Annotated in this window: 22 protein-coding genes and 1 pseudogene; 14 read left to right on the top strand and 9 right to left on the bottom strand. The window is 68.6% G+C overall.

Annotated elements, in window-relative coordinates; genetic code table 11:
• The first annotated feature begins 9 nt into the window (after positions 1–9).
• From ACGFWE_RS11720 to ACGFWE_RS11695, 6 genes are all read left to right on the top strand, one after another.
• A complete protein-coding gene (locus ACGFWE_RS11720; RefSeq protein ID WP_393599549.1) occupies positions 10–495 on the top strand; it encodes a hypothetical protein in 486 nt (161 codons plus the stop codon).
• Between the two features lie 676 nt (positions 496–1,171).
• A complete protein-coding gene (locus tag ACGFWE_RS11715; RefSeq protein ID WP_393599547.1) occupies positions 1,172–1,876 on the top strand; it encodes a hypothetical protein in 705 nt (234 codons plus the stop codon).
• Positions 1,873–2,682 carry a hypothetical protein gene (locus tag ACGFWE_RS11710; protein WP_352383480.1) on the top strand — a complete coding sequence of 270 codons (810 nt, stop codon included), beginning with the start codon at positions 1,873–1,875 and terminating at the stop codon, positions 2,680–2,682. The genes ACGFWE_RS11715 and ACGFWE_RS11710 overlap by 4 nt, the downstream gene beginning before the upstream one ends.
• A complete protein-coding gene (locus tag ACGFWE_RS11705) occupies positions 2,675–3,229 on the top strand; it encodes a hypothetical protein (protein WP_393599545.1) in 555 nt (184 codons plus the stop codon). Before ACGFWE_RS11710 ends, ACGFWE_RS11705 begins: the two co-directional genes overlap by 8 nt.
• A gap of 36 nt (positions 3,230–3,265) precedes the next feature.
• Entirely contained in the window at positions 3,266–3,796 is a 531-nt protein-coding gene (locus ACGFWE_RS11700) for an SUKH-4 family immunity protein (RefSeq protein ID WP_352383476.1), read from the top strand.
• A 349-nt stretch (positions 3,797–4,145) separates the two neighbouring features.
• Entirely contained in the window at positions 4,146–5,102 is a 957-nt protein-coding gene (locus tag ACGFWE_RS11695; protein WP_352383474.1) for an arabinan endo-1,5-alpha-L-arabinosidase, read from the top strand.
• Positions 5,103–5,126: 24 nt separating this feature from the next.
• On the opposite strand, the gene ACGFWE_RS11690 is transcribed toward ACGFWE_RS11695, so the two are convergent.
• The 8 genes and pseudogenes from ACGFWE_RS11690 to ACGFWE_RS11655 form a co-directional block, all read right to left on the bottom strand.
• The gene (locus ACGFWE_RS11690; protein ID WP_393599542.1) at positions 5,127–6,812 is read right to left on the bottom strand and encodes a pyridoxal phosphate-dependent aminotransferase; all 1,686 of its coding nucleotides are present in this window, start codon (positions 6,810–6,812) and stop codon (positions 5,127–5,129) included.
• A gap of 175 nt (positions 6,813–6,987) precedes the next feature.
• Positions 6,988–8,043 (bottom strand): annotated as a pseudogene (locus ACGFWE_RS11685) (aldose epimerase family protein); the annotation flags it as partial.
• A gap of 58 nt (positions 8,044–8,101) precedes the next feature.
• On the bottom strand, positions 8,102–9,346 hold the full coding sequence (mmsB, locus tag ACGFWE_RS11680; RefSeq protein WP_352383471.1) for a multiple monosaccharide ABC transporter permease: 1,245 nt from the start codon (positions 9,344–9,346) through the stop codon (positions 8,102–8,104).
• Entirely contained in the window at positions 9,343–10,893 is a 1,551-nt protein-coding gene (mmsA, locus tag ACGFWE_RS11675) for a multiple monosaccharide ABC transporter ATP-binding protein (protein ID WP_352383469.1), read from the bottom strand. The genes mmsB and mmsA overlap by 4 nt, the downstream gene beginning before the upstream one ends.
• Before the next feature lie 41 nt (positions 10,894–10,934).
• The gene (gene chvE / locus ACGFWE_RS11670) at positions 10,935–12,041 is read right to left on the bottom strand and encodes a multiple monosaccharide ABC transporter substrate-binding protein (protein ID WP_352383468.1); all 1,107 of its coding nucleotides are present in this window, start codon (positions 12,039–12,041) and stop codon (positions 10,935–10,937) included.
• Between the two features lie 153 nt (positions 12,042–12,194).
• A complete protein-coding gene (locus ACGFWE_RS11665) occupies positions 12,195–13,163 on the bottom strand; it encodes a hypothetical protein (protein WP_352383466.1) in 969 nt (322 codons plus the stop codon).
• Between the two features lie 121 nt (positions 13,164–13,284).
• Complete coding sequence (locus ACGFWE_RS11660; protein ID WP_393599539.1) at positions 13,285–14,289, bottom strand: zinc-binding dehydrogenase; 1,005 nt, start codon at positions 14,287–14,289, stop codon at positions 13,285–13,287.
• Positions 14,286–15,446 carry a mandelate racemase/muconate lactonizing enzyme family protein gene (locus tag ACGFWE_RS11655; protein WP_352383463.1) on the bottom strand — a complete coding sequence of 387 codons (1,161 nt, stop codon included), beginning with the start codon at positions 15,444–15,446 and terminating at the stop codon, positions 14,286–14,288. Before ACGFWE_RS11655 ends, ACGFWE_RS11660 begins: the two co-directional genes overlap by 4 nt.
• A 419-nt stretch (positions 15,447–15,865) precedes the next feature.
• Here ACGFWE_RS11655 and ACGFWE_RS11650 point away from each other — a divergent pair, with 419 nt between their 5' ends.
• From ACGFWE_RS11650 to ACGFWE_RS11625, 6 genes are all read left to right on the top strand, one after another.
• The gene (locus ACGFWE_RS11650; protein WP_352383461.1) at positions 15,866–16,885 is read left to right on the top strand and encodes a LacI family DNA-binding transcriptional regulator; all 1,020 of its coding nucleotides are present in this window, start codon (positions 15,866–15,868) and stop codon (positions 16,883–16,885) included.
• A gap of 118 nt (positions 16,886–17,003) precedes the next feature.
• Entirely contained in the window at positions 17,004–18,005 is a 1,002-nt protein-coding gene (locus ACGFWE_RS11645; RefSeq protein WP_352383460.1) for an ABC transporter substrate-binding protein, read from the top strand.
• Positions 18,006–18,127: 122 nt separating this feature from the next.
• Positions 18,128–19,666, top strand: a complete 1,539-nt coding sequence (locus ACGFWE_RS11640) for a sugar ABC transporter ATP-binding protein (RefSeq protein ID WP_352383459.1) — start codon at positions 18,128–18,130, stop codon at positions 19,664–19,666.
• On the top strand, positions 19,663–20,748 hold the full coding sequence (locus tag ACGFWE_RS11635; RefSeq protein ID WP_062042626.1) for an ABC transporter permease: 1,086 nt from the start codon (positions 19,663–19,665) through the stop codon (positions 20,746–20,748). Before ACGFWE_RS11640 ends, ACGFWE_RS11635 begins: the two co-directional genes overlap by 4 nt.
• Positions 20,748–21,779: a galactofuranose ABC transporter, permease protein YjfF gene (yjfF, locus tag ACGFWE_RS11630; RefSeq protein WP_352383458.1), complete on the top strand. Its 1,032-nt coding sequence runs from the start codon at positions 20,748–20,750 to the stop codon at positions 21,777–21,779. Before ACGFWE_RS11635 ends, yjfF begins: the two co-directional genes overlap by 1 nt.
• Positions 21,780–21,923: 144 nt before the next feature.
• Complete coding sequence (locus ACGFWE_RS11625; RefSeq protein ID WP_393599535.1) at positions 21,924–22,841, top strand: hypothetical protein; 918 nt, start codon at positions 21,924–21,926, stop codon at positions 22,839–22,841.
• Between the two features lie 32 nt (positions 22,842–22,873).
• Here the strand turns inward: ACGFWE_RS11625 and ACGFWE_RS11620 are convergent, their stop codons facing one another.
• On the bottom strand, positions 22,874–23,308 hold the full coding sequence (locus tag ACGFWE_RS11620) for a MarR family transcriptional regulator (RefSeq protein WP_352383454.1): 435 nt from the start codon (positions 23,306–23,308) through the stop codon (positions 22,874–22,876).
• A 92-nt stretch (positions 23,309–23,400) separates the two neighbouring features.
• Between ACGFWE_RS11620 and ACGFWE_RS11615 the strand changes: the two genes are divergently transcribed.
• Together ACGFWE_RS11615 and ACGFWE_RS11610 are read left to right on the top strand one after the other, a co-directional pair.
• Positions 23,401–24,399: an NADP-dependent oxidoreductase gene (locus ACGFWE_RS11615; RefSeq protein WP_393599534.1), complete on the top strand. Its 999-nt coding sequence runs from the start codon at positions 23,401–23,403 to the stop codon at positions 24,397–24,399.
• Positions 24,400–24,507: 108 nt separating this feature from the next.
• Complete coding sequence (locus ACGFWE_RS11610) at positions 24,508–24,930, top strand: organic hydroperoxide resistance protein (protein WP_352383450.1); 423 nt, start codon at positions 24,508–24,510, stop codon at positions 24,928–24,930.
• Positions 24,931–24,941 lie beyond the last annotated feature (11 nt).

Genomic DNA, 24,941 nt, shown 5'->3' with positions numbered 1-24,941 from the left:
GAGGGGCGCATGCCGGACGGACGTGAGGTGGACCAGGCGGAGTTGCTGGATGTCGCCAAGGACGAGGACCGGGCCCGTAGCCTGCTCCGCGCGTTGCGCACCCTGAGCACCGGGCCCGATCCGAAACTGCGGGAGATGGCGCGCGGGGTGCTGCGCGGTGACCTCACCGCCGAACAGGCCTTCACCGACCCGGAGTACACCGCCGCACTGTTCTCCGGCGCGGACAAGATCCGCCGCGCGGGCGAGCTGCGCACCGACGCCGAGGCCCGCGAGGCCGGCGAGCGGTTCGGGGAGTGGCAGCGGGCGCGTCGCACGGAGGACGAGGGCGAGGATCAGGGCGAGGTCCGGGGCGAGGACCAGGGCGCGTCACAGTCCGACACGGATAGCCGTACGGATCCCCAGCAGCACTCCGGGCCTTGGCGAGGCGTGGGCGGACCGGGGGGCTTGGGCGGCCTGGGCGGCTCCCGGCCGGCAGGACCCTTCGGGCCGCGTTGAGTGTTTTTCGTCGGTCCAGGGGGCTTCGGCTGCCGCTGTGTGCGGGTTGAGTCCGGATCGCTGCCGCCTGGATGCATCTCTGGCCTTCCCACCGCGGGGCCTGTTGGTCACCGCTGAGCACCGCGGCGGTCCGGGTCGTTTCGGTCCCCGCAGAGCGCTTTCGCCGGTCCGGGGTTCTGTCGGCTGCCGCTGTGTGCGGGTTCGCCCGGATCACTGCGGCCTGGGTGGACCTGAGTCCCTCCGGGCCGGGGCTTGTGGGCACTGTTGAGTACCGTGCCTGGCGGGGTCGCTTCGGTCCTCGTCGAGCGCTGGGCCTATGTCCCTTCGGCCTCGGGGGCTTTGGTCACCGTTGACTACCGCGCCTGCTCAGGCCCACCTCGGTCCTCGTCGACCGCCCTCCCGGCCCCGGTCCTCTCGGCCACCGCCGAACACCGCACCCCCGCCCCGAACCCCTCCCCCCCTCCACCACCGAATTCCAGCCACCGAACACGAGACCGCCCCCACCCCGCCAACACGCACCGCTCTCGTCCCGCGCCCCCGGCAAAGCCCCCCGCCCCAACAACTCCACCCCATCCACTCCCTCCCGTACCCCGGGCAAATCCCGCCCCCCGTAGTAAAGTTCGGCCGTCGTACGCGTGACCTGAAATGGTCCTGCCAAGGCGAAGGGGGAACGAGCATGGGGGTCGTGCTGCCCGACGAGGCGGCCTGGGTGCTGGACCTCATCGGCGTCGAGTGGCCCAACGTCGACGAGGACGACTACCGGGACATGGCCGACGGCCTGCGTTCCTTCGCCTCGCAGATGCGGGAGGGCAAGGACGCCACGGCGAGCGTCGTGAGGGAGTTCCTGGAAGGGAACGAGGGCATCGCGACCGCCGCCTTCCAGCAGCACTGGGGCAAGGTCAGCGACGTACACCTGGAACGGCTCGGTGAGGCGGCCGACCTCGGGGCGATGGCCCTGGACGGTGCCGCCGTCGCCGTGGCCGGTGCCAAGGTCGCCGCCATCGTCCAACTGGGCATCCTCGCCGCCGAGATCATCGCCGCCCAGGCCGCCGCACCGTTCACCCTCGGGCTCTCCGAGGTCGGCGCGCTCGGTGCCACCCAGGCCACCCGCCTCATCGTGCGGCGGCTGCTGAAGGAGGCCGAGCAACTCCTCGTCGAGGAGCTCATGTCGGTCGCCATGGGCCCGGTCTACTCCGCGCTCGGCAACATGGCCACCGACCTCGTCCTCCAGCTCGGCGCCAACGCCGTGGGCCTGCAGGACGGTTACAGCCCCGGCAAGACCCTGCACGCGGGCAGCGAGGGCTTCTCCGACGGGCTGGACGCCGTCACGGGAGCAGACGGCACCAACGGGAGCTTCACCAGCAAGGGAGGCGCCGCGTGAGCGACACCGTACGCAGCGACCAGGAGCTGCACGAACGGCTCGCCGACCGGATCACCTCCCAGGCCGACGAGCACGAGTCCGGCGCCCGCCCCCACCTGCGCCGCAGCCGCGCCGGGCTGAACCGGACACGCGGCAAGGGCGCCCTCGCGGCGGCCGTCGAGACCGGGGCCGAGAAGATCCTCAAGGCCATCGAGGAGGCCGAGGACCAGCTCCACAAGCACCTCCAGGACGTGTCCAAGGGCGTGCGGGCGATGGGGGACAACCACGCGCGCAACGACAAGAACATCGAGACGATGCTGCAGAGCATCGTCAAACGCTCCCGCGACCAGGACACCGTCCGTGACGCCGGCGGGATCGGCAAGAACCAGCCGGACACGACCAAGGACCCCCACACGGTCACCCTGGAGTGGAAGCCCGGGATGCCCAAGCAGGCCTTCGAGCGGAAGGCACGGGCCCTCCAGCGGCTCGGCGAGGAGGGCAAGCTCTTCAAGTTCAAGGGCAGGACCGAGGACTACCGCGACAAGGAGATCACCGCCAAGTACAAGGGCGCACTGGAAGCGCTGATCCGCAGGAACCACAAGGACGACCCGGAGTTCGCCGAGGAGGCCGCGCAGGCCGCCCGTAAAATGCAACCCGACCACGTCAACGAACTCCAGACCGGTGGTCCGGACGCGTGGCGTAACCTGCGGATGCTCGACCGGACGACCAACTACGACATCGGTACGCAGCAGATACGTCCGCAGATCAAGGATCTTCCGGACGGCAATCCCATCAACATCGACATCAAGTGGTGGCCAGATGACTAGCGCGAGCCCGGCGTCGTCCCGTCTGATCGCGACGGTGGACGCCCTGCGGACGGCACTGGCCCAGAGCCCGGACGTGCTGTCGTTCACGCTGGGCGGGACGATCGACGAGGAGACGGCCGCCGCCGCGGAGGCGGACGGGGTGCCGCGGGAGTTCCTGGACTTCTGCCGAGTGCTCGACGGCGCGAGCTGCGGGCCGTCCGTGCAGCTCTTCGGGCTCGAGGAGGCGGAGGAGCACCAGTTCTACTGCGAGCCGGTGGTCGACTCCCCGCTGCCGCTGTCCCCCGAGAAGCTCTACTGTGTCGGGATGATCCAGGAGGCCCCGGTCTTCCTCGACCGCGCGGGCGGCGGCGTCCTCGGAGCCCCGGAAGCAGGCCCCGACTGGGTCGACGCGGAGCGCTTCGACCGGCTCGCGCCCGGCCTCGGGACGTTCTTCCTGGAGGGGCCGGCCACTGCCGACGCGTACAAGCGGCTCGCGCTGGTCGACGACGAACTGGTGGAGTACGACGACTGGCTGAAGCTGCTGCGACGGGCCGGTCTCGCCGACTGATCCGCCCGCACGTTCACGAAGGGAAAGCAGAGACGCATGGCCACCCATGACGAGATGACGGAGCTGTTCGGCGCGGACCGCGTGGTCACGCTGGACCGTGCCGTCGCCGAGGAGCGCGGACTGTCCGAGGCCGACGCCGAGGTGCTGTGCGAGGTCGGTGTCCCCGTCTTCGTCGACGTGTTGTTCACCCTCGACACCGCCGAGGAGGGACCCGATCCCTTCACCGTGGTCCCGGTGGCCGCGGGCGGCGACGAGACCCACATCCTCGTGCTCGGCGGCCCCACCGACGACCCCGCGATGCGGTACTGCCTCGACATGGACCGCGGCTACGTCATCCTCATGTCCTTCGACGCGGAGCCGCGCGCCGAGATCGTGAACCGCACCCTCGCCGACCTCGTCGAGTTCCTGTACCGCTTCGCGCTGCGCACCAGGCACCTGGAGCAGGCCGCGCCCCAGGACCGCGCCCCGTACACCGACAAGCTCGTCGAGTACCTCAAGGCCCGCGACCCGTACGCGTTCGCCCAGCCGGACAGCTGGTGGTCGATGGTCTTCGAGCAGGTCGCCTGAGTCCTGCGGAGAGCCGCGACCCCGGCGGCCCTCCCAGGCTCCGGAGGTCGCGCCGGCGCTCGCGCTGGGGGTCGCGGAGGAGCCGCCCTTGTAGAAGAGCGGGGCCTGGGCGTCGTACTCGATGAGGATCACCGGGCTGTGCACGCGGTAGTAGAAGGCACTCCAGCGCCGCAGGCCCGGGCGGTGGCATGGGCATGGGCGGCGGAACCCCGTCCCAGGAGGACCACTGACGGCGACCGAGGTGTGCGCGGACCATTGACGCGCAAGGGGTTCGATTCTACGGTCCCGTCCGAAGCTCTGATCGGTGATCGACCTGTCGAACACCTCCCCCCACTCAAGGAGCGTCGACGTGCGCCGCACCTCACTTCTGGCCGTCCCCGTGGCCTTCCTGCTGGCCCTGATCCCGGGCACCGCCTCCGCGTACCCCAACCCCGGAACCGTCACCGGTGCCACCACCATCCACGACCCGACGATGATCCGTACGTCGGCGGGCCGTTACCTGCTGTACGGCACCGGCGGCGGGCTCGGCTACCGCACCTCCACCGACCGGATCGCGTTCACGGCCGGCAGTGACGCCTTCTCCACCAAGCCCGGCTGGTGGTCGTCGTACGCCACCGAGGCCTGGGCGCCCGACATCTCCTACCAGGGCGGCAAGTACCTGATGTACTACGCCGTCTCGACCTTCGGCTCCAACAAGTCCGCGATAGGCCTGGCGACTTCGAGCACCGGCCTGCCCGGCTCCTGGAGCGACCAGGGCACCGTGTACACCTCCACCACCTCCAGCGACTACAACGCCATCGACCCGAACCTGTTCGTCGACGGCGACGGCAAGTGGTGGCTGTCCTTCGGCAGTTGGTGGACCGGCCTGAAGATGATCCAGATCAACCCGGCCACCGGCAAGCAGCTCTCGACGAACACGACCCGGTACTCGATCGCCTCCCGCCCGACCGGGACCAAGGCCGTCGAGGCGCCGTACATCGTCAAGCGGAACGGCTACTACTACCTCTTCGCGTCCTACGACACCTGCTGCGCCGGCACCAGTTCGACGTACAAGGTCAAGGTCGGCCGTGCCACCAGCGTCACCGGGCCGTACGTCGACAAGAACGGCGTCTCGATGATGAACAACGGCGGCACGGCGGTCCTGGAGTCCCACGGCAGCATCATCGGCCCCGGCGGACAGTCCATCATGAACGACTCCGACGGCGACCTGATCGTCTACCACTACTACGACGGCAACGCCAACGGCACACCCAAGCTCGGCATCAACCTGCTGAACTGGAGCAGCGGCTGGCCTGTCGCCTACTGACCCGGTCGGACCCGTGGGCGCCGCTCAGCCGGTCTGCCCCATCCCCGCCGCGTTCGGCCAGCTCTGGGCGTTGGGCCACCCGGTGGCGGGCGCCTGGGACAGCTCCTGCGGAGCCCCGGGTGCCGGGGCGGTCATGCCCCGCACCTGCGCGGCCGTGAGCCCACCACGGGCCGGCACTCCCACCGGAGTCGGCCCGCTGGGCGGTGCGAAGGGCGCCGGAGCCGGCGGAGGCGTCGGCATCTGGGCCGGCACGGGGGCGGGGGCTGGGGCTGGGGCAGGCATGGGGGCCGGCGCCGGCATCTGGGCCGGCATCGGCATCCCCGCGCCCATGGAACCCATGGAACCCATGGAACCCATGGAACCCATGGAACCCATGGACGCAGCCGGCGCCATCGGCGCCGGCGCGGCCACCGCCATCGGCTGGGCGACCGGCATCGGCATGCCGACGCCTGCGCTCATCCCGCCACCGCCGACGGCCATCGCGGCCAGGTCCTGCATGCCGGCCCCGTTGGTCTGGCCGACCAAGCGGTCCACTGCCGCCGTACCCGAGCTGTAGCCGGTCCCTTGAGCGAGCTCGGGCACGACGGCTCCCCTCCTGGTCCCGTAGAGCACCTGTTCCAGGCCGGACACCAGGCGACGCACGTCCACCTGGGGGCGCACCACGAGACGCAGGAAGCGGCTTGACGAGCCGATCTTGTTGCCGCACTCGCGGACGAGGATCCGGTGCTCGGTGAGCATCCGGTCCCGGACCACGGTGCCCTCGGCGCCCACGGGCAGGCGCACGAAGAGGAAGTTCCCCTGGGAGGGGTAGACGGTCAGGCCGGGCAGCGCGGAGAGCTGGCTCGCCATGTCGAGGCGGTCCCGGCGGACCTGGTGGAGGCTCTGCGCGTACTCGGCGCCGTGCTCCTTGAGCATGAACACCACGTACTCGGCGAAGGCGTTGAGGTTCCACTTCGGCAGCATCGAGCGGACCCGGCCCGCCAACGAGGGGTTGGCGACCATGTAGCCGAAGCGGATGCCGTGCAGTCCGAAGTTCTTGCCGAGGCTGCGCAGGACGATGACGTTCGGCCGGATCATCGCCTCCTGGACGACGCTCGGCTCCTGCTCGGCGTCCGCGAACTCCAGGAACGACTCGTCGATGACGATGAGGTCCAGGTCGGCCATGGCGTCCATGAACTGCACGAGCGCGTGCTTGTGGAGGAAGCCGCCGTCGGGGTTGTTCGGGTTGCAGATGACCGCGACCCGCGTGCCCCGGGTGCGTATGAACTCGGCGTACTGCGCGAGGTCCAGGGCGAATCCGCTGGACTCCTGGAGCGGGAACATGTCGACCCGCTTGCCGGTCTCCATCGGCTGGTCGGTCCAGCGGCCGAAGGTGGGGACCGGGATGGCGAGGGACTCGCGGACCAGCAGATGGTCGATCCAGGTGATCAGTTCGGTCGAGCCGTTGCCCATCGCCACGGCCTGCGGCGGGAGTTGGAGCAGGTTGCACAGCTCGGCGGTGATCGTGTCGGCACTGGACGGGTAGTAGGTGATGATGTCCTTCAGCCGCGCGGCCATGGTGTCCATCATCGCCGGAGTGGGGAAGTAGGGATTGCAGGGGATACAGAAGTCCACCGGCCCCGTCCCGTCGCCGCCCTCGCGCGCCAGCGCCGCCATGGACGGGCTGTGCGCAGCCGTGCTGCGGAACAACGAGGTGACGTTGTCGGCCATCGAACCTCCGTATGGGGCGGACCCGGCGGGGACGACCGGGTCCGTCGTCATTGGGTGGCCCGCGCGGGGGAGCACGGGCCGCCCTTACATACGGACGCCTGAGTGGCGCTGTTCAACGGGTGTGAAAGAAGTGTGAGTTCGGGAACCCCGGGCCCGAACTCGTCATCTGACCAGGTCAGACGCCGAACGAGTGAATCGTCGTGGTCCGGTACGTCTGACCCGGACGCAGCACTGTCGAGGGGAACGACGGGTGGTTCGGCGAGTCCGGGAAGTGCTGTGTCTCCAGGCACAGCGCGTCGCCCTGGCGGTAGGTGTGACCGCCGGTGCCGGTGAGGGTGCCGTCGAGGAAGTTGCCCGAGTAGAACTGCAGACCCGGCTCGACGGTGGAGATCTTCAGCGAGCGGCCCGACGACGGGTCGCGCAGGGTCGCCACGTGCTCGGGCTCGGCCGTGACGCCCTTGTCCAGGACCCAGTTGTGGTCGTAGCCCTTGGCGAAGACCTGCTGCTCGTGACCGGCTCGGAGGTCCCGGCCGATCCGCTTGCCCTGGCGGAAGTCGAAGGGGGTGCCCGCGACCTCCGCCGGCTCACCGGTGGGGATCAGACCCGAGTCGGTGGGCGTGTAGCGGGAGGCGGCGATGCGCAGCTCGTGGTCCTCGATGGTGCCGGCGCCCTCGCCGCCGAGATTCCAGTACACGTGGTTGGTCAGGTTGACCACGGTGGCCCGGTCGGTGGTGGCCTCGTAGTCGATCCGCCAGTCGCCGTACCGGGTGAGGATGTACGTCACCTTCACCGCGAGGGTGCCCGGGTAGCCCATCTCCCCGTCGACCGACGTGTAGTACAGGTGCAGGCCGACGTCCGAGCCCTCGGTGAACGGCTCGACGTCCCACACCCGCTTGTCGAAGCCCTGGGTGCCGCCGTGCAGGCTGTTGTCCCCGTCGTTGACGGAGAGCTGGTGGCTCTCGCCGTCCAGGGTGAACCGGCCCTCGGCGATGCGGTTGCCGTAACGCCCGATCAGCGCGCCGAAGTACGGGGTCTTGGTGACGTAGTCCTCGATGTTGTCGAAGCCGAGGCAGACGTTCGCGTACCGGCCGTCCCGGTCCGGTATCTCCAGCGACTGCACGATCCCACCGTACGACAGGACCTTCAGCCGGGTGCCGCCGTTCTCCAGCGACCAGCGGTGGATCTCGGTCCCGTCGGCGAGCCTGCCGAAGAGCGTCTTCACCGGTCTTTCCTCTCCTCCCATGGGAAGGGCCCCGCCTTCAGGCGGGGCCCGATCCGTTCGGTCCGGTCTACGAACCGACCCTGCGCTTGTTCCACACGTCGAAGCCGACCGCCGCCAACAGGGCCAGGCCCTTGATGACCTGCTGCCAGTCGGTGCCGACGCTGAGGAGGTTCATGCCGTTGTTCAGCACACCGAGGACGAGACCACCGATGATCGCGCCGAGGACGGTACCCACACCGCCGCTCATGGACGCGCCACCGATGAACGACGAGGCGATGGCCTCGAGTTCGAAGCTCAGGCCCGCCTTCGGAGAGGCCGCGTTCAGGCGGGCCGCGACCACCAGACCCGCCAGGGCCGCGAGCACGCCCATGTTCAGGAAGACAAGGAAGGTGACCTTCTTGTCCTTGACGCCGGACAGCTTCGCGGCCGGCAGGTTGCCGCCGATCGCGTAGATGTGCCGGCCGAAGACCGCGTTGCGCATGACGTAGCCGTAGCCGACCACCAGCACACCGAGGACGATCAGGATGATCGGCGCGCCCTGGTAGCTGGCGAGCAGCATCGTGACCGCGAGGACCGCGGCGGCGATCGCGACGAGCTTGAGCAGGAAGGCGTTCCTGGGCAGCACGTCCAGCGCGAACTCCTGCTGGCGCTTGCGGTCGCGGACCTCCTGGTAGACCACGAAGGCCAGCAGCGCGAAGCCCAGCAGCAGGGTGATGTTGTGGTAGTTGGTCTCCGGGCCGACCTCCGGCAGGAAGCCGTTGCCGAGCTTCTGCAGCCCGTTCGGGAACGGGCCGAGGGTCTGGCCCTCCAGGAGGATCTCCGTCAGACCGCGGAAGAGCAGCATGCCCGCCAGGGTGACGATGAACGACGGTATGCCGAGATACGCGATCAGGTAGCCCTGGACCGAGCCCGCGACCGCGCCCACCACCAGGGTCAGCACCAGCGCGACCGGCCAGGCCACGTCGTGCTGGACCGTCAGTACGGCGGCGAACGCGCCCACGAAGGCGGTCAGTGAACCGACCGACAGGTCGATGTGCCCCGCGATGATCACCAGCATCATGCCGATCGCGAGGATCAGGATGTAGCTGTTCTGGAGCACCAGGTTGGAGACGTTGCGCGGCAGCAGCAGGTCGCCGTCGGTCCACACCGCGAACAGCGCGACGATCAGACCGAGCGCGATCAGCATGCCGTACTGCCGCATGTTGCGGCGCAGCCCGTTCAGCATCAGCTGGAGCAGGCCCCCGTCGGAGGACGACCCCCCGCCCTTGCCCGGCGGCGCCGCGGCCGGAACCTTCGTCACATCGGTGCTCATCGCGTTACCTCTTTGTCCTTCGTCATCTGGCGCATCAGCACTTCCTGCGTGGCCTCGGCCCGCGGAACCTCACCCGTGAGCCGTCCGGCGGCCATGGTGTAGATGCGGTCGCACATCCCGAGCAGCTCCGGCAGCTCGGAGGAGATGAAGACGACCGCCTTGCCCTCGGCCGCCAGCTGGTCGATGACCGTGTAGATCTCGTACTTGGCACCCACGTCGATACCGCGCGTGGGCTCGTCCAGGATCAGCACCTCGGGACCCGCGAAGATCCACTTGCTGAGGACGACCTTCTGCTGGTTGCCGCCGGACAGCCTGCCCACCGTCTCGAAGACCGTCGGCGCCTTGATGTTCATGGATTTGCGGAAGCGCTCGGCGACCTTCCGCTCCTCGTGCTCGTCGACCACACCGTGCTTCGCGACCTTGTTCAGGGCGGTCAGCGAGATGTTGCGGTTGATGTTGTCGATGAGGTTGAGACCGTAGTGCTTGCGGTCCTCGGTGACGTAGGCGATACCGTGCTCGACCGCCTCCGCGACGGACTTGGTACGGATCTCCTTGCCGTCCTTGAAGACCTTGCCGCCCGCGTACCGGCCGTAGGTCCGCCCGAACACGCTCATCGCGAGCTCGGTACGCCCCGCGCCCATCAGGCCCGCGATACCGACGATCTCCCCGCGCCGCACATGGATCGACACGTCGTCGACGACCTTGCGCTGCTGGTCGATCGGGTGGTGGACGGTCCAGTCGCGGATCTCCAGCGCCGGGGCCGCGTCCGCCTCGCCCTTGTACGGGGTGCGCTCGGGGAAGCGGTGGTCGAGGTCGCGGCCGACCATGCCCGAGATGATCCGGTCCTCGGTGGTCTCCGGGGCCTTCACGTCCAGGGTCTCGATCGACTTCCCGTCGCGGATGATCGTCACCGAGTCGGCGACCTTGCGGATCTCGTTGAGCTTGTGGGAAATGATGATCGAGGTGATGCCCTGCTTCTTCAACTCCAGGATCAGATCCAGGAGTTTGCCGCTGTCCTCGTCGTTGAGAGCCGCGGTCGGCTCGTCGAGGATGAGCAGCTTCACCTTCTTCGAGAGCGCCTTGGCGATCTCCACCAGCTGCTGCTTGCCCACACCGATGTCGGTGATCCGGGTCTCCGGGTGGTCGCTCAGACCCACCCGGCGCAGCAGCTCGGTGGCGTGCTTCAGCGTCTCGTTCCAGTTGATGAACCCGCCGGAGGCGTGTTCGTTGCCGAGGAAGATGTTCTCCGCGATCGACAGGAACGGCACCAGGGCCAGTTCCTGGTGGATGATCACGATGCCGTGCTGCTCGCTCGCCCGGATGTCCTTGAACTGGACGACGTCTCCCTCGAAGAGGATGTCGCCCTCGTACGTGCCGTGCGGATGGACGCCGGAGAGCACCTTCATCAAGGTGGACTTCCCGGCGCCGTTCTCACCGCAGATGGCATGGACCTCGCCCTGACGGACGGTCAGTGTGACGTCCGACAGCGCTTTGACGCCGGGAAAGGTCTTGACGATCGAGCGCATTTCCAGGACGGGTCCCGCCATGGTCGTGCCTTTCAATCAGAGGAATGTGCCGACAGAGCTGACTAGTTGAGCTCGCTGGCCTTGTAGTAGCCGGTGTCGACCAGTTCCTTCGTGTAGTTGCTCTTGTCGACGCTGACCGGCTGCAGCAGGTAGGCGGGGATGACCTTGGAGCCGTTGTCGTACGTCTTGGTGTCGTTGACCTCGGGCTTCTTGCCGTTGAGGACGTCGTCCACCATGGTCGAGGCGACCTCGGCGAGCTTGCGGGTGTCCTTGTAGACGGTCTGCGTCTGCTGACCCGCGATGATCGACTTCACCGAGGCGAGCTCGGCGTCCTGACCGGTGATGACCGGGAGCGGCTTGCTCGCGGAGCCGTAGCCGTCCGACTTCAGCGCGGCGAGGATGCCGATGGAGATGCCGTCGTACGGCGACAGGACCGCGTCGACCTTGGCGCTGCCGTACGTCGAGGTGAGGATGTCCTCCATGCGCTTCTGGGCGGTGGCGCCGTCCCAGCGCAGCGTGGTGACCTGGTTGATCTTGGTCTGGCCGGACTTGACGACGAGCTTCTTGCTGTCGATGTACGGCTGCAGCACGCTCATCGCGCCGCCGAAGAAGTACTTGGTGTTGTTGTCGTCGTTGGAGCCGGCGAACAGCTCGATGTTGAAGGGGCCCTTGCCGCTCTTCAGGCCGAGCTTGTCGACGATGTAGCTGGCCTGGAGCTCACCGACCTTGGTGTTGTCGAACGACGCGTAGTAGTCGACGTTCGGCGTGCCGAGGATCAGGCGGTCGTAGGCGATGACCGGGATCTTGGCGTCCTTGGCCTGCTGGAGCACGTTGTTCAGCGACTTGTTGTCGATGGCCGCGACGATCAGGCCCTTGACGCCCTGGGTGATCAGGTTCTCGATCTGGGAGACCTGCTGGTCGGGGTCGTCCTCGCCGTAGACCAGCTTGGTCTTGTAGCCCTTGGACTGGAGGTTCTTGACGACGTTGTTGCCGTCGGCGATCCAGCGCTCGGAGGACTTGGTCGGCATCGCGATGCCGATGGTGCCGCCCTTGGCGCTGCCCGTGCTCTCCTCGCTGCCGCCCTTGCTGTCCTGGCCACAGGCGGTGAGGGTGAGGGCGAGAGAGGCGGCGCCGGCTATGGCGGTGAGTGCGGCTCGACGAGTACGCATGATCATCATCCTTGATCTTGATGTCGGGAGGCCGGGTGCGGTCCGGCGGTGAGGGTGTCTGGGGGCGGTGCGGGGGAGCAACCTGGAGAGGTTGGGTCGTGTCGGAGTCTGTGCGACTGCGTCGGGTTTTGTGAAGGGGAGTTGTCCGGAACGTTATGCAGGCGTTTCGAACCGCTTCAGGGCGCCCGGCAGCCGGGAGCCGAGCGGAGCCATGTCGGCGTCCGCTCCGTGCCGCGCGAGCAGGTCCAGGGCGAGCCGTCCGCGCCGCACTCTCTCCTTGGCGGTGGACAGTGTGAGATCGCGCATGTGGTGCCCGTACGGGTAGATCCCCGGGGCCTTCGACAGGCCGAACTTCAGATAGATCGGTGCGCCGCGCCGGATCAGCTCGGCGACCTCGTACATCCGTACATAGCCGCCGAGATCGTCGGGAGCCTCGATGTACATGTCCATCGGGGCGGCCGACACCCGCCGGATCTCGGTGAGGTGATCGAGCGTCAGATCGCTGGGCACGTTGATCGAGTCGCCGCCGAGGTTCTCGTACACGGCGTACGCGGCCGGGTTCACCGGCCCGATCAGCGCCGACACCTTCAGCGTCGTGTCGGCCGGGATGATCCCGGCGCCCCGCGCCCGGTGCAGCGTCCACAGCACGCCCTCGTCGGCGACGAGCAGGCACTTCACACCGAGCTCGGTGGCGCGGACGGCGTCCTCGACGCACCCGGCGACCGCGTCGTGGCCCCGGGCGCGCAACCCGCCGCCCCGGGAGTCGGTGCGGGTGGAGCCGCCGATGTCCCAGGTGCCGCGGGGGCCGGTGAACAGGCAGAGCTCGATGTCACGTTCGGAGGCCGCCTCCACCATCTCGGTGATCTCGGCGTCGGTGAGCATCCAGACGCCCGACCCCTGGCTGATCCGGTGGATCGGGACATCGAGCCGCGAAGACTCCTTCAGGACCACGCCGAGCGCCTCGGGGCCCTCCACGGAGGGCACCTCGGTACGCCAGCGCCCGCCCCCGGGGAAGGTGTGCGGGGACGCGTCGGAGGGGGCGAGAGCGGGCGCGCTCAGGCCCAGCGCGGCGAGTGCCTGCTCGCCGGGTCGTCGGGCCGCGCTGGCGGTGGTCTCGGTCACAAGCTGTCCTTCTGGTTCGGTATTTCGGACGACATTCGCGGCTCTGGGTACGCAAGGCTTTGGATGTACGCCGGTACGAAGTCGTCAGGTACCTCGTACCGGCGTACGGCTCAGCGGTGTGTCATGGCCGGAGGAGGACCTTTCCGACCTTCGGGTCACCGGACCCGACCAACTCGATGGCATGAGTGAACTCCTCCAACGGCAACTCGTGCGTGACGAGCGGCAGCGGATCGAGCAACCCGGCCCCGAAGACCCGCACGGTGTGCGCCCAGGCGTCCGGCGGCGCCCCGAACACGGTGTGCACCTCCAGTTGCCGTACGACGAGATCGGTGGGGTCGAGTCCGTCGGCGCCCGGGGCCGGGAGGCCGGTGAGGACGAGCCGGCCACCGCGTCTGAGCAGGGCGGCAGCGGTGGTGGCGGCGGACGCAGATCCAGCGGTCTCGATGACGATGTCGAAGTCGTCCGGCAGCTCCTGGTCCCGGGTGCGGAAGTCGGTGGCGCCGAAGGACCTCGAGAGCTCCGCCCGGTCCGGGCGGGTGCCCACCATCAGCAGCTCCGACGGCGAACCCGCCTTCAGGAACTGGACGGCGAACATCCCGAGCGTCCCGGTCCCCACCACGGCGACCCGGTCGCCGGGCCGCGTGTTCGCCTTGAGGGCGGCGGCGGCGATGCAGGCGGCGGGTTCGAGGAGAGCGGCCGCCGTCAGATCGGCGTCGTCCGGGAGGGCGTGCAGCAGCCGGGCCGGCAGGGTGAGCGTGGTGGCCATGGCGCCGGGCTCGGTGAAGCCCGTCTCCTCGTAGCCGGCCGCGCACAGAGTGGTCTGGCCCGCGTGGCAGCGGTCGCAGACCTGGCAGTTCCGGAAGCCCTCACCCACCACCTTGCGGCCGACGAGCGACGTCGGAACTCTGGCGCCCACCGCCTCGACCGTGCCGGACCACTCGTGACCGGGCGTGAGCGGGTAGCGGACGTAGCCCTCGGGCCGGTTGCCCTGGTACACCTCGCGGTCGCTGCCGCAGATGCCGACGGCGTGGACGCGGACCAGCGCCTCGCCGGCGGCGGGCTCCCGAGGGGTGTGCTCGACGAGGTGGTGCTCACCGGGCGCCTCGATGACGACCGCGAGGTTCACTCGGCGGCGCCCTTGGGCTGGCGCCGCTCCCAGCCCTCGGCCCACAGGTCGAACCGTGCCTGCTGCTGCGGGAACTCGGCGGCGGCGTCGACGTCCAGCTCGACCCCGAGGCCGGGGGCGTCGGAGAGATGGAAGTAGCCGTCCACGACCTGCGGGGCACCCTTGACGACCTTCTTGATCTCCGCGTCGGCGAAGTCGTTGAAGTGCTCCAAAATCTTGAAGTTCGGCGCGGTGAAGCCGACCTGGAGGGAGGCGGCGGTCAGCACCGGTCCGCCCACGTTGTGGGGCGCCACCAGCACGTAGTGGGTCTCGGCGGTCGCGGCCAGCTTCCGGGTCTCCCAGATGCCGCCGATGTGGCCGACGTCGGGCTGGATGATGTCCACGGCCTGGCTCTCGAAGAGCTCGCGGAACTCGATGCGGTCGTGGATCCGCTCACCCGTGGCGACCGGCATGTCCACCTTGGCGGCGACCTTCTCCAGCGCCTTCAGGTTCTCCGGCGGCACCGGCTCCTCGAGCCAGGCGGGCTTGAAGGGCGCGAGGTCCTTGGCCAGGCGGACCGCCGTGGCGGGGGAGAAGCGGCCGTGCATCTCCAGCATCAGCTCGGCGTCCGGCCCGATGGCGTCACGGACGGCCTCGATGAGCGAGACGGCGTACAGGCTCTGCTCGTGGTCGAGCTCGAAGTGCCCGGTGCCGAAGGGGTCGATCTTGAGCGCCTTGTAGCCGCGCTCCATGACCCCCTGGGCGGCCTTGTGGTAGGCCTCCGGGGTCCGCTCGGTGGTGTACCAGCCGTTGGCGTACGCCTTGACCTTGTCGGTGACCTTGCCGCCGAGCAGCTGCCAGACCGGAACGCCCAGGGCCTTGCCCTTGATGTCCCAGCAGGCCATCTCGATCACAGCGATACCGGACATCACGATCTCGCCGGCCCGGCCGTAGTCGCCGTACTTCATACGCTTGACGAGGTCCTCGACAGCGAACGGGTCCGACCCGAGAATGTGGTTGGTCTTCGCCTCGTGCAGATAGCCGAGCAGGGCGTCGGTGTGGCCCAGCATGCGGGTCTCGCCGACGCCGGTCAGTCCCTCGTCGGTGTGCACCTGGACGTAGGTCAGGTTCCGCCATGGCGTCCCGACCACGTGCGTGCTGATTCCCGTGATGCGCACGTCAACTACTCCCTAGGCTTTCAGCGTGTTCGAAATATCGGCTCACGTTCGAAATGCTGACACGACCGTAAAGACGACGTGGTCGGAGTGTCAATGGGTCAGATGGTCGAACGCGTAACGGTTTCAATGTGACCGCCCACATGCCCGCACATGGCGGGTGTACGGCCGCACGAAACCACCCAGCTCCTCGACTCCTGCAGGTGGTCGCGTTATTCAACCGTGACGACACTTCCCGCTGCAGCCCTCTTGACCGACGGGAATTGTTAGCGCTCACAATGACCTCCGCACACACCGATCGGTGCCCGCCGGCATCCAAGGAGGCACGAGGTTGTCCGGAACCCCGGAGTGACCCGGTCGGGGCGGAGTCGTCCGCCACGACGCAGGACCTGTCCACAAGCGATCGCCAAGGAGGTGCGGCCGTGAACCACGTACAGCTCCGACCGCCCACCATGGCCGATGTGGCGCGCCTGGCCGGGGTGTCCCACCAGACCGTCTCTCGTGTCCTGGGGAATCACCCCAATGTGCGGGACGAGACGCGTGCCAGGGTGCAGCGGGCGATCGAGGAGATGGGCTACCGCCGCAACTCCTCGGCACGGGCCCTGGTGACCCGGCGCACCCGGACTCTGGGGGTGGTCGCCTCCAACACCACCCTCTACGGACCGGCCAGCACGCTGTTCGCCCTGGAGGAGGCGGCGCGCGCCGAGGGGTACACGGTCTCGACGGTCAATCTGCGCAAGCTCGCGGTGGAGACTCTCTCCGAGGCACTGGACCACCTCAGTGAGGGCGGGGTGGAGGGCGTGATCGCCCTCGCTCCGCAGCGGTCGGCGGTCGAGGCCCTCGCCGAACTCCGTCGTCCCTTCCCCGTGGTGGCCGTGGGGACCGGCTCCGGCGCGGAGATCCCCAGTGTCAACGTGGATCAGGTGCTGGGCGGGCGGCTGGCCACTCGTCATCTGCTGGCCGCCGGCCACCGCACGGTCTGGCATCTCGCAGGGCCCGAGGACTGGCAGGAAGCGGTCGACCGGGCCGCCGGCTGGCGGGCGACCCTCGAAGCGGCGGGCGTCGAGCCGCCGCTGCCGCTGCGGGGGGACTGGAGTCCGCTGTCGGGCTATCGTGCGGGCCAGCAACTGGCCGGCTGGGTGGGCCGCGGACTGACCGCCGTCTTCGTCGCCAACGACCAGATGGCACTGGGGGTGTTGCGGGCGCTGCGTGAGGCGGGCGTACGTACTCCTCAGGACGTCGCGGTGGTGGGCTTCGACGACATCCCGGAATCGGAGTTCTTCGCTCCACCGCTCACCACCGTCCGGCAGGACTTCGCGAGGGTGGGCAAGCGGAGCATCGACCTGCTGCTGGATCTCATCGAAGGCCGGGAGCCCTCCGGGACGCCCGGAGTCGCCATCGAACCCCAACTCGTCGTCCGGGCCAGCACGGCCCCCGACTGACGCGGCACCAAACAGCACGAACCGGCAACATTCGCACACCAGTGTGACCGGTATTTCGAATAATGATCGACAGGCTGGACGCAGTGCGATCGGTCCTGGCTCTTCAAAGGAGAAGAACATGCTCAACAGAAGGAACTTCCTCACTGCGGCGATCGGCGTGGCGGCGGCGGGCACCCTGGCGGCCTGCGCCAAGGACGACAAGGGGTCCAGCACCTCCGCCGACGGCAGCAAGGCGATCACCCTCGGCTTCTCCCAGGTCGGCTCCGAGAGCGGCTGGCGCAGCGCCAACACCGACTCGGTGAAGTCCGCGGCCAAGGAGGCGGGTTACAACCTGAAGTTCTCCGACGCCCAGCAGAAGCAGGAGAACCAGATCTCCGCCATCCGCAGCTACATCGCGCAGAAGGTGGACGTCATAGCCTTCTCCCCGGTCGTCGTCACCGGCTGGGACGCGGTGCTCAAGGAGGCCAAGGCGGCGAAGATCCCGGTGGTCCTCACCGACCGCTCCGTCGAGACCTCCGACGAGTCCCTGTACGTGACCCTGGTCGGCTCCGACTTCACCGCGGAGGGCCGCCGCGCCGGCAAGATCCTGGAGAAGGTCCTGGAGAAGGCCGGCCACAAGGGCCCGGTGAAGATCGCCCAGCTGGAGGGCACCACCGGCGCCGCCCCGGCGATCGAGCGCGCCAAGGGCTTCAAGGAGGTCATGGACGCCGACCACAAGGACGACTGGAAGATCGTCGTCAGCCAGACCGGTGACTTCACCCGCGCCGGCGGCAAGCAGGTCATGGCGGCCTTCCTCACGTCCAACCCGGACATCGACGTCCTCTTCGCGCACAACGACGACATGGCCATCGGCGCCATCCAGTCCATCGAGGCGGCGGGCAAGAAGCCCGGCAAGGACATCCTGATCGTCTCGATCGACGGCGTGAAGGACGGCTTCGTGGCCATGTCCGAGGGCAAGATCAACGCCATCGTCGAGTGCAACCCGCTGCTCGGCCCGCAGCTGATGGACACCGTGAAGAAGGTCAAGAACGGCGAGAAGGTCGAGCGCTGGATCAAGACCAAGGAGGGCGACTTCATGCAGGACCAGGCCAAGGCCGCGCTCCCCAGCCGCAAGTACTGACCGACCGCGGGACCGACCGCACCCACCGCAGGGGAGCCTCCGGCAGGCCGAGCACACCTCGGCTCAAGGAGGCTCCCCGCAGGCCGTGAACGAGATTCGACGAATCCATGAGGAGCGCTGCCATGGCAGAGCCGCAGCCCGTCCTGGAGATGACGGGCATAGTCAAAGAGTTTCCAGGGGTAAGGGCTCTGTCGGGCGTCGACTTCCGGCTCTTCCCCGGCGAGATCCACGCCCTGATGGGCGAGAACGGGGCAGGGAAGTCCACCCTGATCAAGGTGCTGACCGGCGTCTACTCCCTGGACGGCGGCACCATCACCCTCGACGGCGAGGCCGTGCGGATCGACAGCCCGCTGCAGGCGCAGCAGGCCGGCATCAGCACGGTCTACCAGGAGGTCAACCTCTGCCCCAACCTGTCGGTGGCGGAGAACATCTTCATCGGACGGGAACCCACCCGCGCGGGCCGCATCCAGTGGAAGCGCATGCGCAAGGAGGCGGCGGAGCTCGTCGACCGCCTCGGCCTCGACATCGACGTCACCGCGCCGCTGTCCTCGTACCCCCTCGCGGTGCAGCAACTGGTCGCGATCGTACGGTCGGTGGGCACCGGCGACAGTGACGGCGAGGGCTCCGGCACCAAGGTCCTGGTCCTGGACGAGCCGACCTCCAGCCTCGACCGTGACGAGGTCCTCGAACTGTTCCGCCTGATGCGGCAGTTGAGGGACGAGGGCGTGGCGATCCTCTTCGTCTCCCACTTCCTCGACCAGATCTACGAGATCTGCGACCGCATGACCATCCTTCGCAACGGCACCCTGGTCGGCGAGCACATGGTCCGCGACCTCGACCAGGTCGGGCTGATCGAGCTGATGATCGGCAAGGCCCTGGACCAGCTGGAGGAGCTGCACGACCAGCAACTCCACGCGGACGTGGGCGAGTCGCTGCTGAAGGCCGAGGGCCTCGGCAGGACCGGTGGCATCGCCCCCTTCGACCTGGACATCAAGAAGGGCGAGGTCGTCGGCCTCGCGGGACTGCTCGGCTCCGGCCGCACCGAACTGGCCCGGCTGCTCTTCGGCGCCGACCAGCCGGACAGTGGCACGGTGACCATCGGCGGCAAGCAGGTCTCCCTGAGCGCCCCGAACGACGCCATCGGCGCCGGGGTCGCGTTCTGCTCGGAGAACCGCAAGACCGAGGGCCTGGTACCGGATCTGACGGTCCGTGAGAACATCATCCTCGCCCTGCAGGCGGCCCGCGGCTGGACCCGGCCCATCCCCACCGCACAGCGCGACGAACTCGTCGCCAAGTACATCAAGGCGCTGGACATCCGCCCCGCCAACCCCGAAGCCAGGGTCGGCCAGTTGAGCGGCGGAAACCAGCAGAAGGTGCTTCTCGCCCGCTGGCTGATCACCCAGCCGAAACTGCTCATCCTGGACGAGCCGACGCGCGGCATCGACATCGGCGCCAAGACGGAGATCCAGAAGCTGGTGGTCTCCCTCTCCGAGGACGGCATGTCCGTGCTCTACATCGCGGCCGAGCTGGAGGAGGTCCTCCGCCTCAGCCACACCATCGGGGTGCTGCGCGACCGAAAGCTGGTGGCACAGCTCACCAACGGGCCCGAGATCACCCCCAGCAAGATCCTCGAGACCATCGCGAGCGGAGCACACCAGTGACCACCACCTCCCGCTGGCGAGCTCTGACGCGCCATCACCTGTTCTGGCCGGTCGCGGTCCTGGTGGCCCTGCTGCTCGTCAACGTCCCCTTCACGCCCGACTTCTTCGCGATCCACATGACGAACGGCCACCTCTACGGCAGCCTCGTCTCGATCGTGCTGTTCGGCTCGCCCCTGATCCTGGTGGCGGTCGGCATGACCCTGGTCATCGCCACCGGCGGCATCGACCTCTCGGTCGGCGCCGTGGTCGCCATCACCGGGGCCCTCACCTGTTCGTACATCAGCGACCAGGCCGACCAGGGCGCCCTGTCCTCCGTGCTGCTCGCGATGGGCCTCGGCCTGATCGCGGCGGTGGTCTGCGGCCTGTGGAACGGCTTCCTCGTCGCCAGGATGGGCATCCAGCCCATCATCGCGACCCTCATCATCATGGTCGCCGGCCGCGGTGTCGCCCAGCTGATCACCGACGGCCAGATCATCACCATCAACAGCGAGCCGTACAAGCTCATCGGCGGCGGCTACTGGCTGACGCTGCCCTTCTCCATCTTCGTGGTGGCCGCGGTCGTGGCCGTCACCGTCCTGCTGACCCGCCGCACGGCCCTCGGCCTGCTCGTCGAGTCGGTGGGCGGCAACGCCGAGGCCAGTCGTCTGGTGGGCATCAGGTCGATGCGCATCAAGATCATGGTGTACGTGTTCTGCGCGGTGTGCGCGGGCATCGCGGGCCTGATGATCAGCTCCAACACCTCGGCCGCGGACGGCAACAACGCCGGCCTGTGGATCGAACTCGACGCGATCCTCGCCGTCGTCATCGGCGGCACCTCGCTGCTCGGCGGACGCTTCTCCATCGGCGGCACGGTCATCGGCGCCCTGGTCATCCAGACCCTCACGACGACGATCTACACCATCGGCGTTCCCACCCAGACCAACCTGGTCTTCAAGGCGGCCGTCGTCATCGTCGTGTGCCTGCTCCAGTCCCCGAAGTTCCGCGCCAAGGTCTTCGGCGGCCGCGCGAAGACCGCGGGCCCGGCAGCGCCCGCCGCGGTCGCCGAGCCCGCCGACTCCGCTCCCAAGATGGAGGTGTCGTGATGAGTACGACCACCAGGACTCCCGCGACACCGGGCGCGCCGGAGCGCCGTACGACGTCCAGGTCGGCCCGCCTGCTCGGCGACCGGCGGCTGCCCGTCCTGGTCACGGCCGCCCTGTTCCTCGTGATGTACATCGTCGGCCTCAGCCGCTACCAGAACTACGGCTTCGGCGACTCGCAGGTGTTCCTCAACCTGTTCATCGACAACGGCTATCTGCTGGTCGCCGCCGTCGGGGCCACCTTCGTCATCATGTCGGGCGGCATCGACCTGTCGGTGGGCTCGGTGATCGGCTTCACGACGATGCTCACGGCGTGGCTGGTACAGGACGTGGGTCTGCCCCTGCTCCTGGTGATCCCCATATCCCTGGCCGTGGGAGCGTTCGGCGGCTTCCTCATGGGCTATGTGATCCACAACTTCGAGATCCAGCCGTTCATCGTGACGCTAGCCGGTCTCTTCCTCTTCCGGGGCCTGTGCCTGGTCATCAGCAAGGAGTCGATCGCCATCGACGACTCCGACGTGAGCAGCCTCGCGCAGACACGGGTGCCGCTGGGCGTGGGGGACTTGTCGATCGGTGCCGTCGTGGCCCTGGTCGTCCTGGCCGCGGCCTTCTACATCCTGCACTACACCCGTTTCGGACGCCGGGTGTACGCCATCGGCGGCAACGAGCAGTCGGCCCTGCTGATGGGCCTCCCGCTGGGCGGCACGAAGATCGCGGTCTACACGATGAGCGGCTTCTGCTCCGCGCTGGCCGGCCTGCTCTTCATGCTCTACATCCAGTCCGGTGACCCGCTGCACGCCGTGGGCATGGAGCTCGACGCGATCGCCGCGGTGGTCATCGGCGGCACCCTGCTGACGGGCGGTTCCGGCTATGTCCTGGGCACCCTCTTCGGCGTCCTCGTCCTCGGCCTGATCAAGAGCATCATCCAGTTCGAGGGCACGCTCAGCTCCTGGTGGACGAAGATCGCCACCGGTGTGCTGCTCTGCGCGTTCATCCTGATCCAGCGCGTGATGACGGCCCGTAGGAAAAACTGAGCCGACGGGGAACCGGCGATGTCGGTTTCGATGCGATGGGAGTGGAACATCCTCGACTGCCGCACCGGAACGGCCGGTTCCCCACACAACCTTCACGACTGGCTCTAGGAACGCCACCGGTCCGGAACTTAATCTTCCCGCGTCATGGACTTCTGCCTCCCGTGCCGACGGCACCTCAACGGCGCCCTCGCCTGCCCGGGGTGCGGCACGCCGGCCCACCAACTGCACGCGTACGACGGCGCCGGATACCCGGTCGCGTACGGGAGCCAGGGCGCGGACATCGCGTACGGGGCCCCTCAAGTGGCCGCCTCGTACGAGAGCGCTCAGGGGAGTGCCGCATACGGCGATCAGGCCGAGGCCGGCGTGGTGGCGGAGGCCGGGGAGAGTCACGACGAGGTCGAGCGGCCGGAGGCGGCCGAGGCGACGGCCGAACCCGTGGGCGGCGGCCGGGCGGTGCGGCGACGCGCGCGAGGCCGTGGCGGCCGGGCCGCGCAGGCGCAGGACGTTCCCGAGGACCACGACGACGCCGACGAGTTCGAGGGCGACGACGAGGACCCCGACGGTTTCGCGGGCGGGGCGAGCCGGCGCGACCGCAAAGCCGCAGCGCACCGCCGGCGTCGTCGCCGGACCCTCCTGATCGCCGCCGGTTTCGTGCTCGCGGCCGGCGGTCTGAGCCTCGCGGAACTGGGCATGGACGCCCCGGGATCGTCCCCCAAGCCGGCCGCGGCGGGCGGGGAGTCCGCCGACGGCGGCACCTCCCCGGAGGTGAGTGCGTCGGCGTCGACGGAGGCCGACTCCGGAGGAGCCGTCCCCTCGAACTCGCCTTCCCCGTCCGGTTCCGAGTCCCCGTCACCCTCCGCGTCCAAGAGCGAGGAGGCCGACGCGAGCGAGAGCCCGGACGCCCAGTCGGAACCCACCAGGGCTGCCGGCGCGTCGACCCCCACCGCCACCCCCACGTCCACGAGCGGCGGTTCGGCCCCCACGGCCACCCCCACCACCGCGGCGCCGAGCCCGGACCCGTCCCCGACGGAGTGCGACCGCTTCCTGTGGTGGTGCACGTGAGTCATTCGCTCACGTAGAAAACCGCGTCACTCCTACGCGTCCCGCATCCGCCGCAGCAGATCCCGCAGTGACTCCCGCTCGCCGTGGGACAACCCGGCCAGCGGCTCCCGGGCGAAGCGCAGCCCCTCGCGCAGGTCCCGGGCCACCTGGACCCCCGCCTCCGTCGCCGCCGCCACCTTCACCCGCCGGTCCGCGGGGTCGGGCCGCCGCTCCACCAGCCCGCGTGCCTCAAGACGGTCCACTATCCCGGTGACGTTCGAGGGCTCGCACTTCAGTTTCTGGGCCAGCTTGCGCATGGGCAGCGGCTCCAGGGACAGCAGACTCAGCAGCCGCGCCTGCGCCCCGGTGAGGGCGTGCTCCGCGGCCGCGTCCTCGTAGTCCGAGTAGAAGCGGGCGACCACGTCCCCGATGAGCTCCACGACTTCCATGGTCAGCGCGTCGGGCCGGGTTCTGTGAGGAGTGGGCATGGGTTCCAGGGTACCCCTTTACTTGACAACCTGAAATATTCAGAGGCATGGTTGTTTCAGGTACTGAAGTAAAATGGAAAGGTCCAGGCATCATGATCAACCGCGAATGGCACCTCCTGTCCCGCCCGGTCGGCTGGCCCAAGCCGGAGGACTTCGCCCTGGTCGAAGCCGAGGTCCCGACCCCCGGTGCGGGCCAGGTGCTGGTCCGGAACAAGTACCTCTCCGTCGACCCGTACATGCGCGGCCGTATGAGCGCCGCGAAGTCGTACGTCGCCCCCTTCGAGCTCGGCAAGGTCATGCAGGGCGGCGCGGTCGGCGAGGTCGTGGAGTCCAACGCCGAGGGCATCGCCGTCGGCGACGATGTCCTGCACTTCCTCGGCTGGCGTGAGTACGCGGTCGTACGCGCCGAGAACGCCGTCAAGGTGGACGCCGACCAGGCCCCCCTGTCGACGTACCTCGGCGTCCTCGGCATGACCGGCCTCACCGCCTACGCCGGCCTCCTGCGCACCGCCTCCTTCAAGGAGGGTGACTCGGTCTTCGTGTCCGGCGCCGCGGGTGCCGTCGGCAGCCAGGTCGGCCAGATCGCCAAGCTCAAGGGCGCCTCCCGGGTCATCGGCTCGGCCGGCTCGGACGAGAAGGTCAAGCTGCTCGTCGAGGAGTACGGCTTCGACGCGGCCTTCAACTACAAGAACGGCAAGGTCAGCGACCAGCTGCGCGAAGCCGCCCCGGACGGCGTCGACGTCTACTTCGACAACGTCGGCGGCGACCACCTGGAGGCCGCCATCGGCTCCCTGAACCAGGGTGGCCGGATCGCGGTCTGCGGCATGATCTCCGTCTACAACAACACCGAGGCCGCCCCCGGCCCGCGCAACCTCGCCCGTCTGATCCAGACCCGCGGCCGCATCGAGGGCTTCCTGGTCGGCGACCACTACGACCTCCAGCCGGAGTTCGTCTCCGAGGTCGGCCCGTGGGTGGCGTCCGGGCAGCTCAAGTACCGCGAGACGGTCGTCGAGGGCATCGAGAACAACCTGGAGGCCTTCCTCGGGGTCCTGCGCGGCGACAACACCGGAAAGATGATCGTCAAGCTCTGACCTCTGGCGGTCCTCTGTGCTGAATTTCCGGCATGCGGTAACTTCTTTCCGAATCCCGCCGTCGATCGTGGGCGCGAGTCGCGGCGGACCGAGGAGGAAGACATCCGCATGCCGGAGATCCAGCAGTCCGACGTCCTGTACACCGCCGTCGCCACCGCCGAGAACGGCCGCGACGGCCGGGTCGCCACCGACGACGGCAGGCTCGACGTGGTCGTCAACCCGCCCGAGGAGATGGGCGGCAGCGGCAACGGCACCAACCCGGAACAGCTCTTCGCCGCCGGATACAGCGCCTGCTTCCAGGGCGCCCTCGGTGTCGTCGCCCGCCAGGAGAAGGCCGATCTCTCCGGCTCGACGGTCACCGCGAAGGTCGGCATCGGCAAGAACACCGACGGCTTCGGACTGATCGTGGAGATCTCGGCGACCGTCCCGAACGTCGACACGCAGACCGCCCGGGCCCTGCTTGAGAAGGCCCACCAGGTCTGCCCGTACTCGAAGGCGACCCGCGGGAACATCTCCGTGACGCTCGCCTGACGGAGCTCGTT

The organism is Streptomyces sp. NPDC048523, assembly GCF_043199815.1.
Classification (GTDB): domain Bacteria; phylum Actinomycetota; class Actinomycetes; order Streptomycetales; family Streptomycetaceae; genus Streptomyces.
Note: the sequence above shows the minus strand (reverse complement) of the source record. Positions and strands in the feature narration are given on the sequence as shown.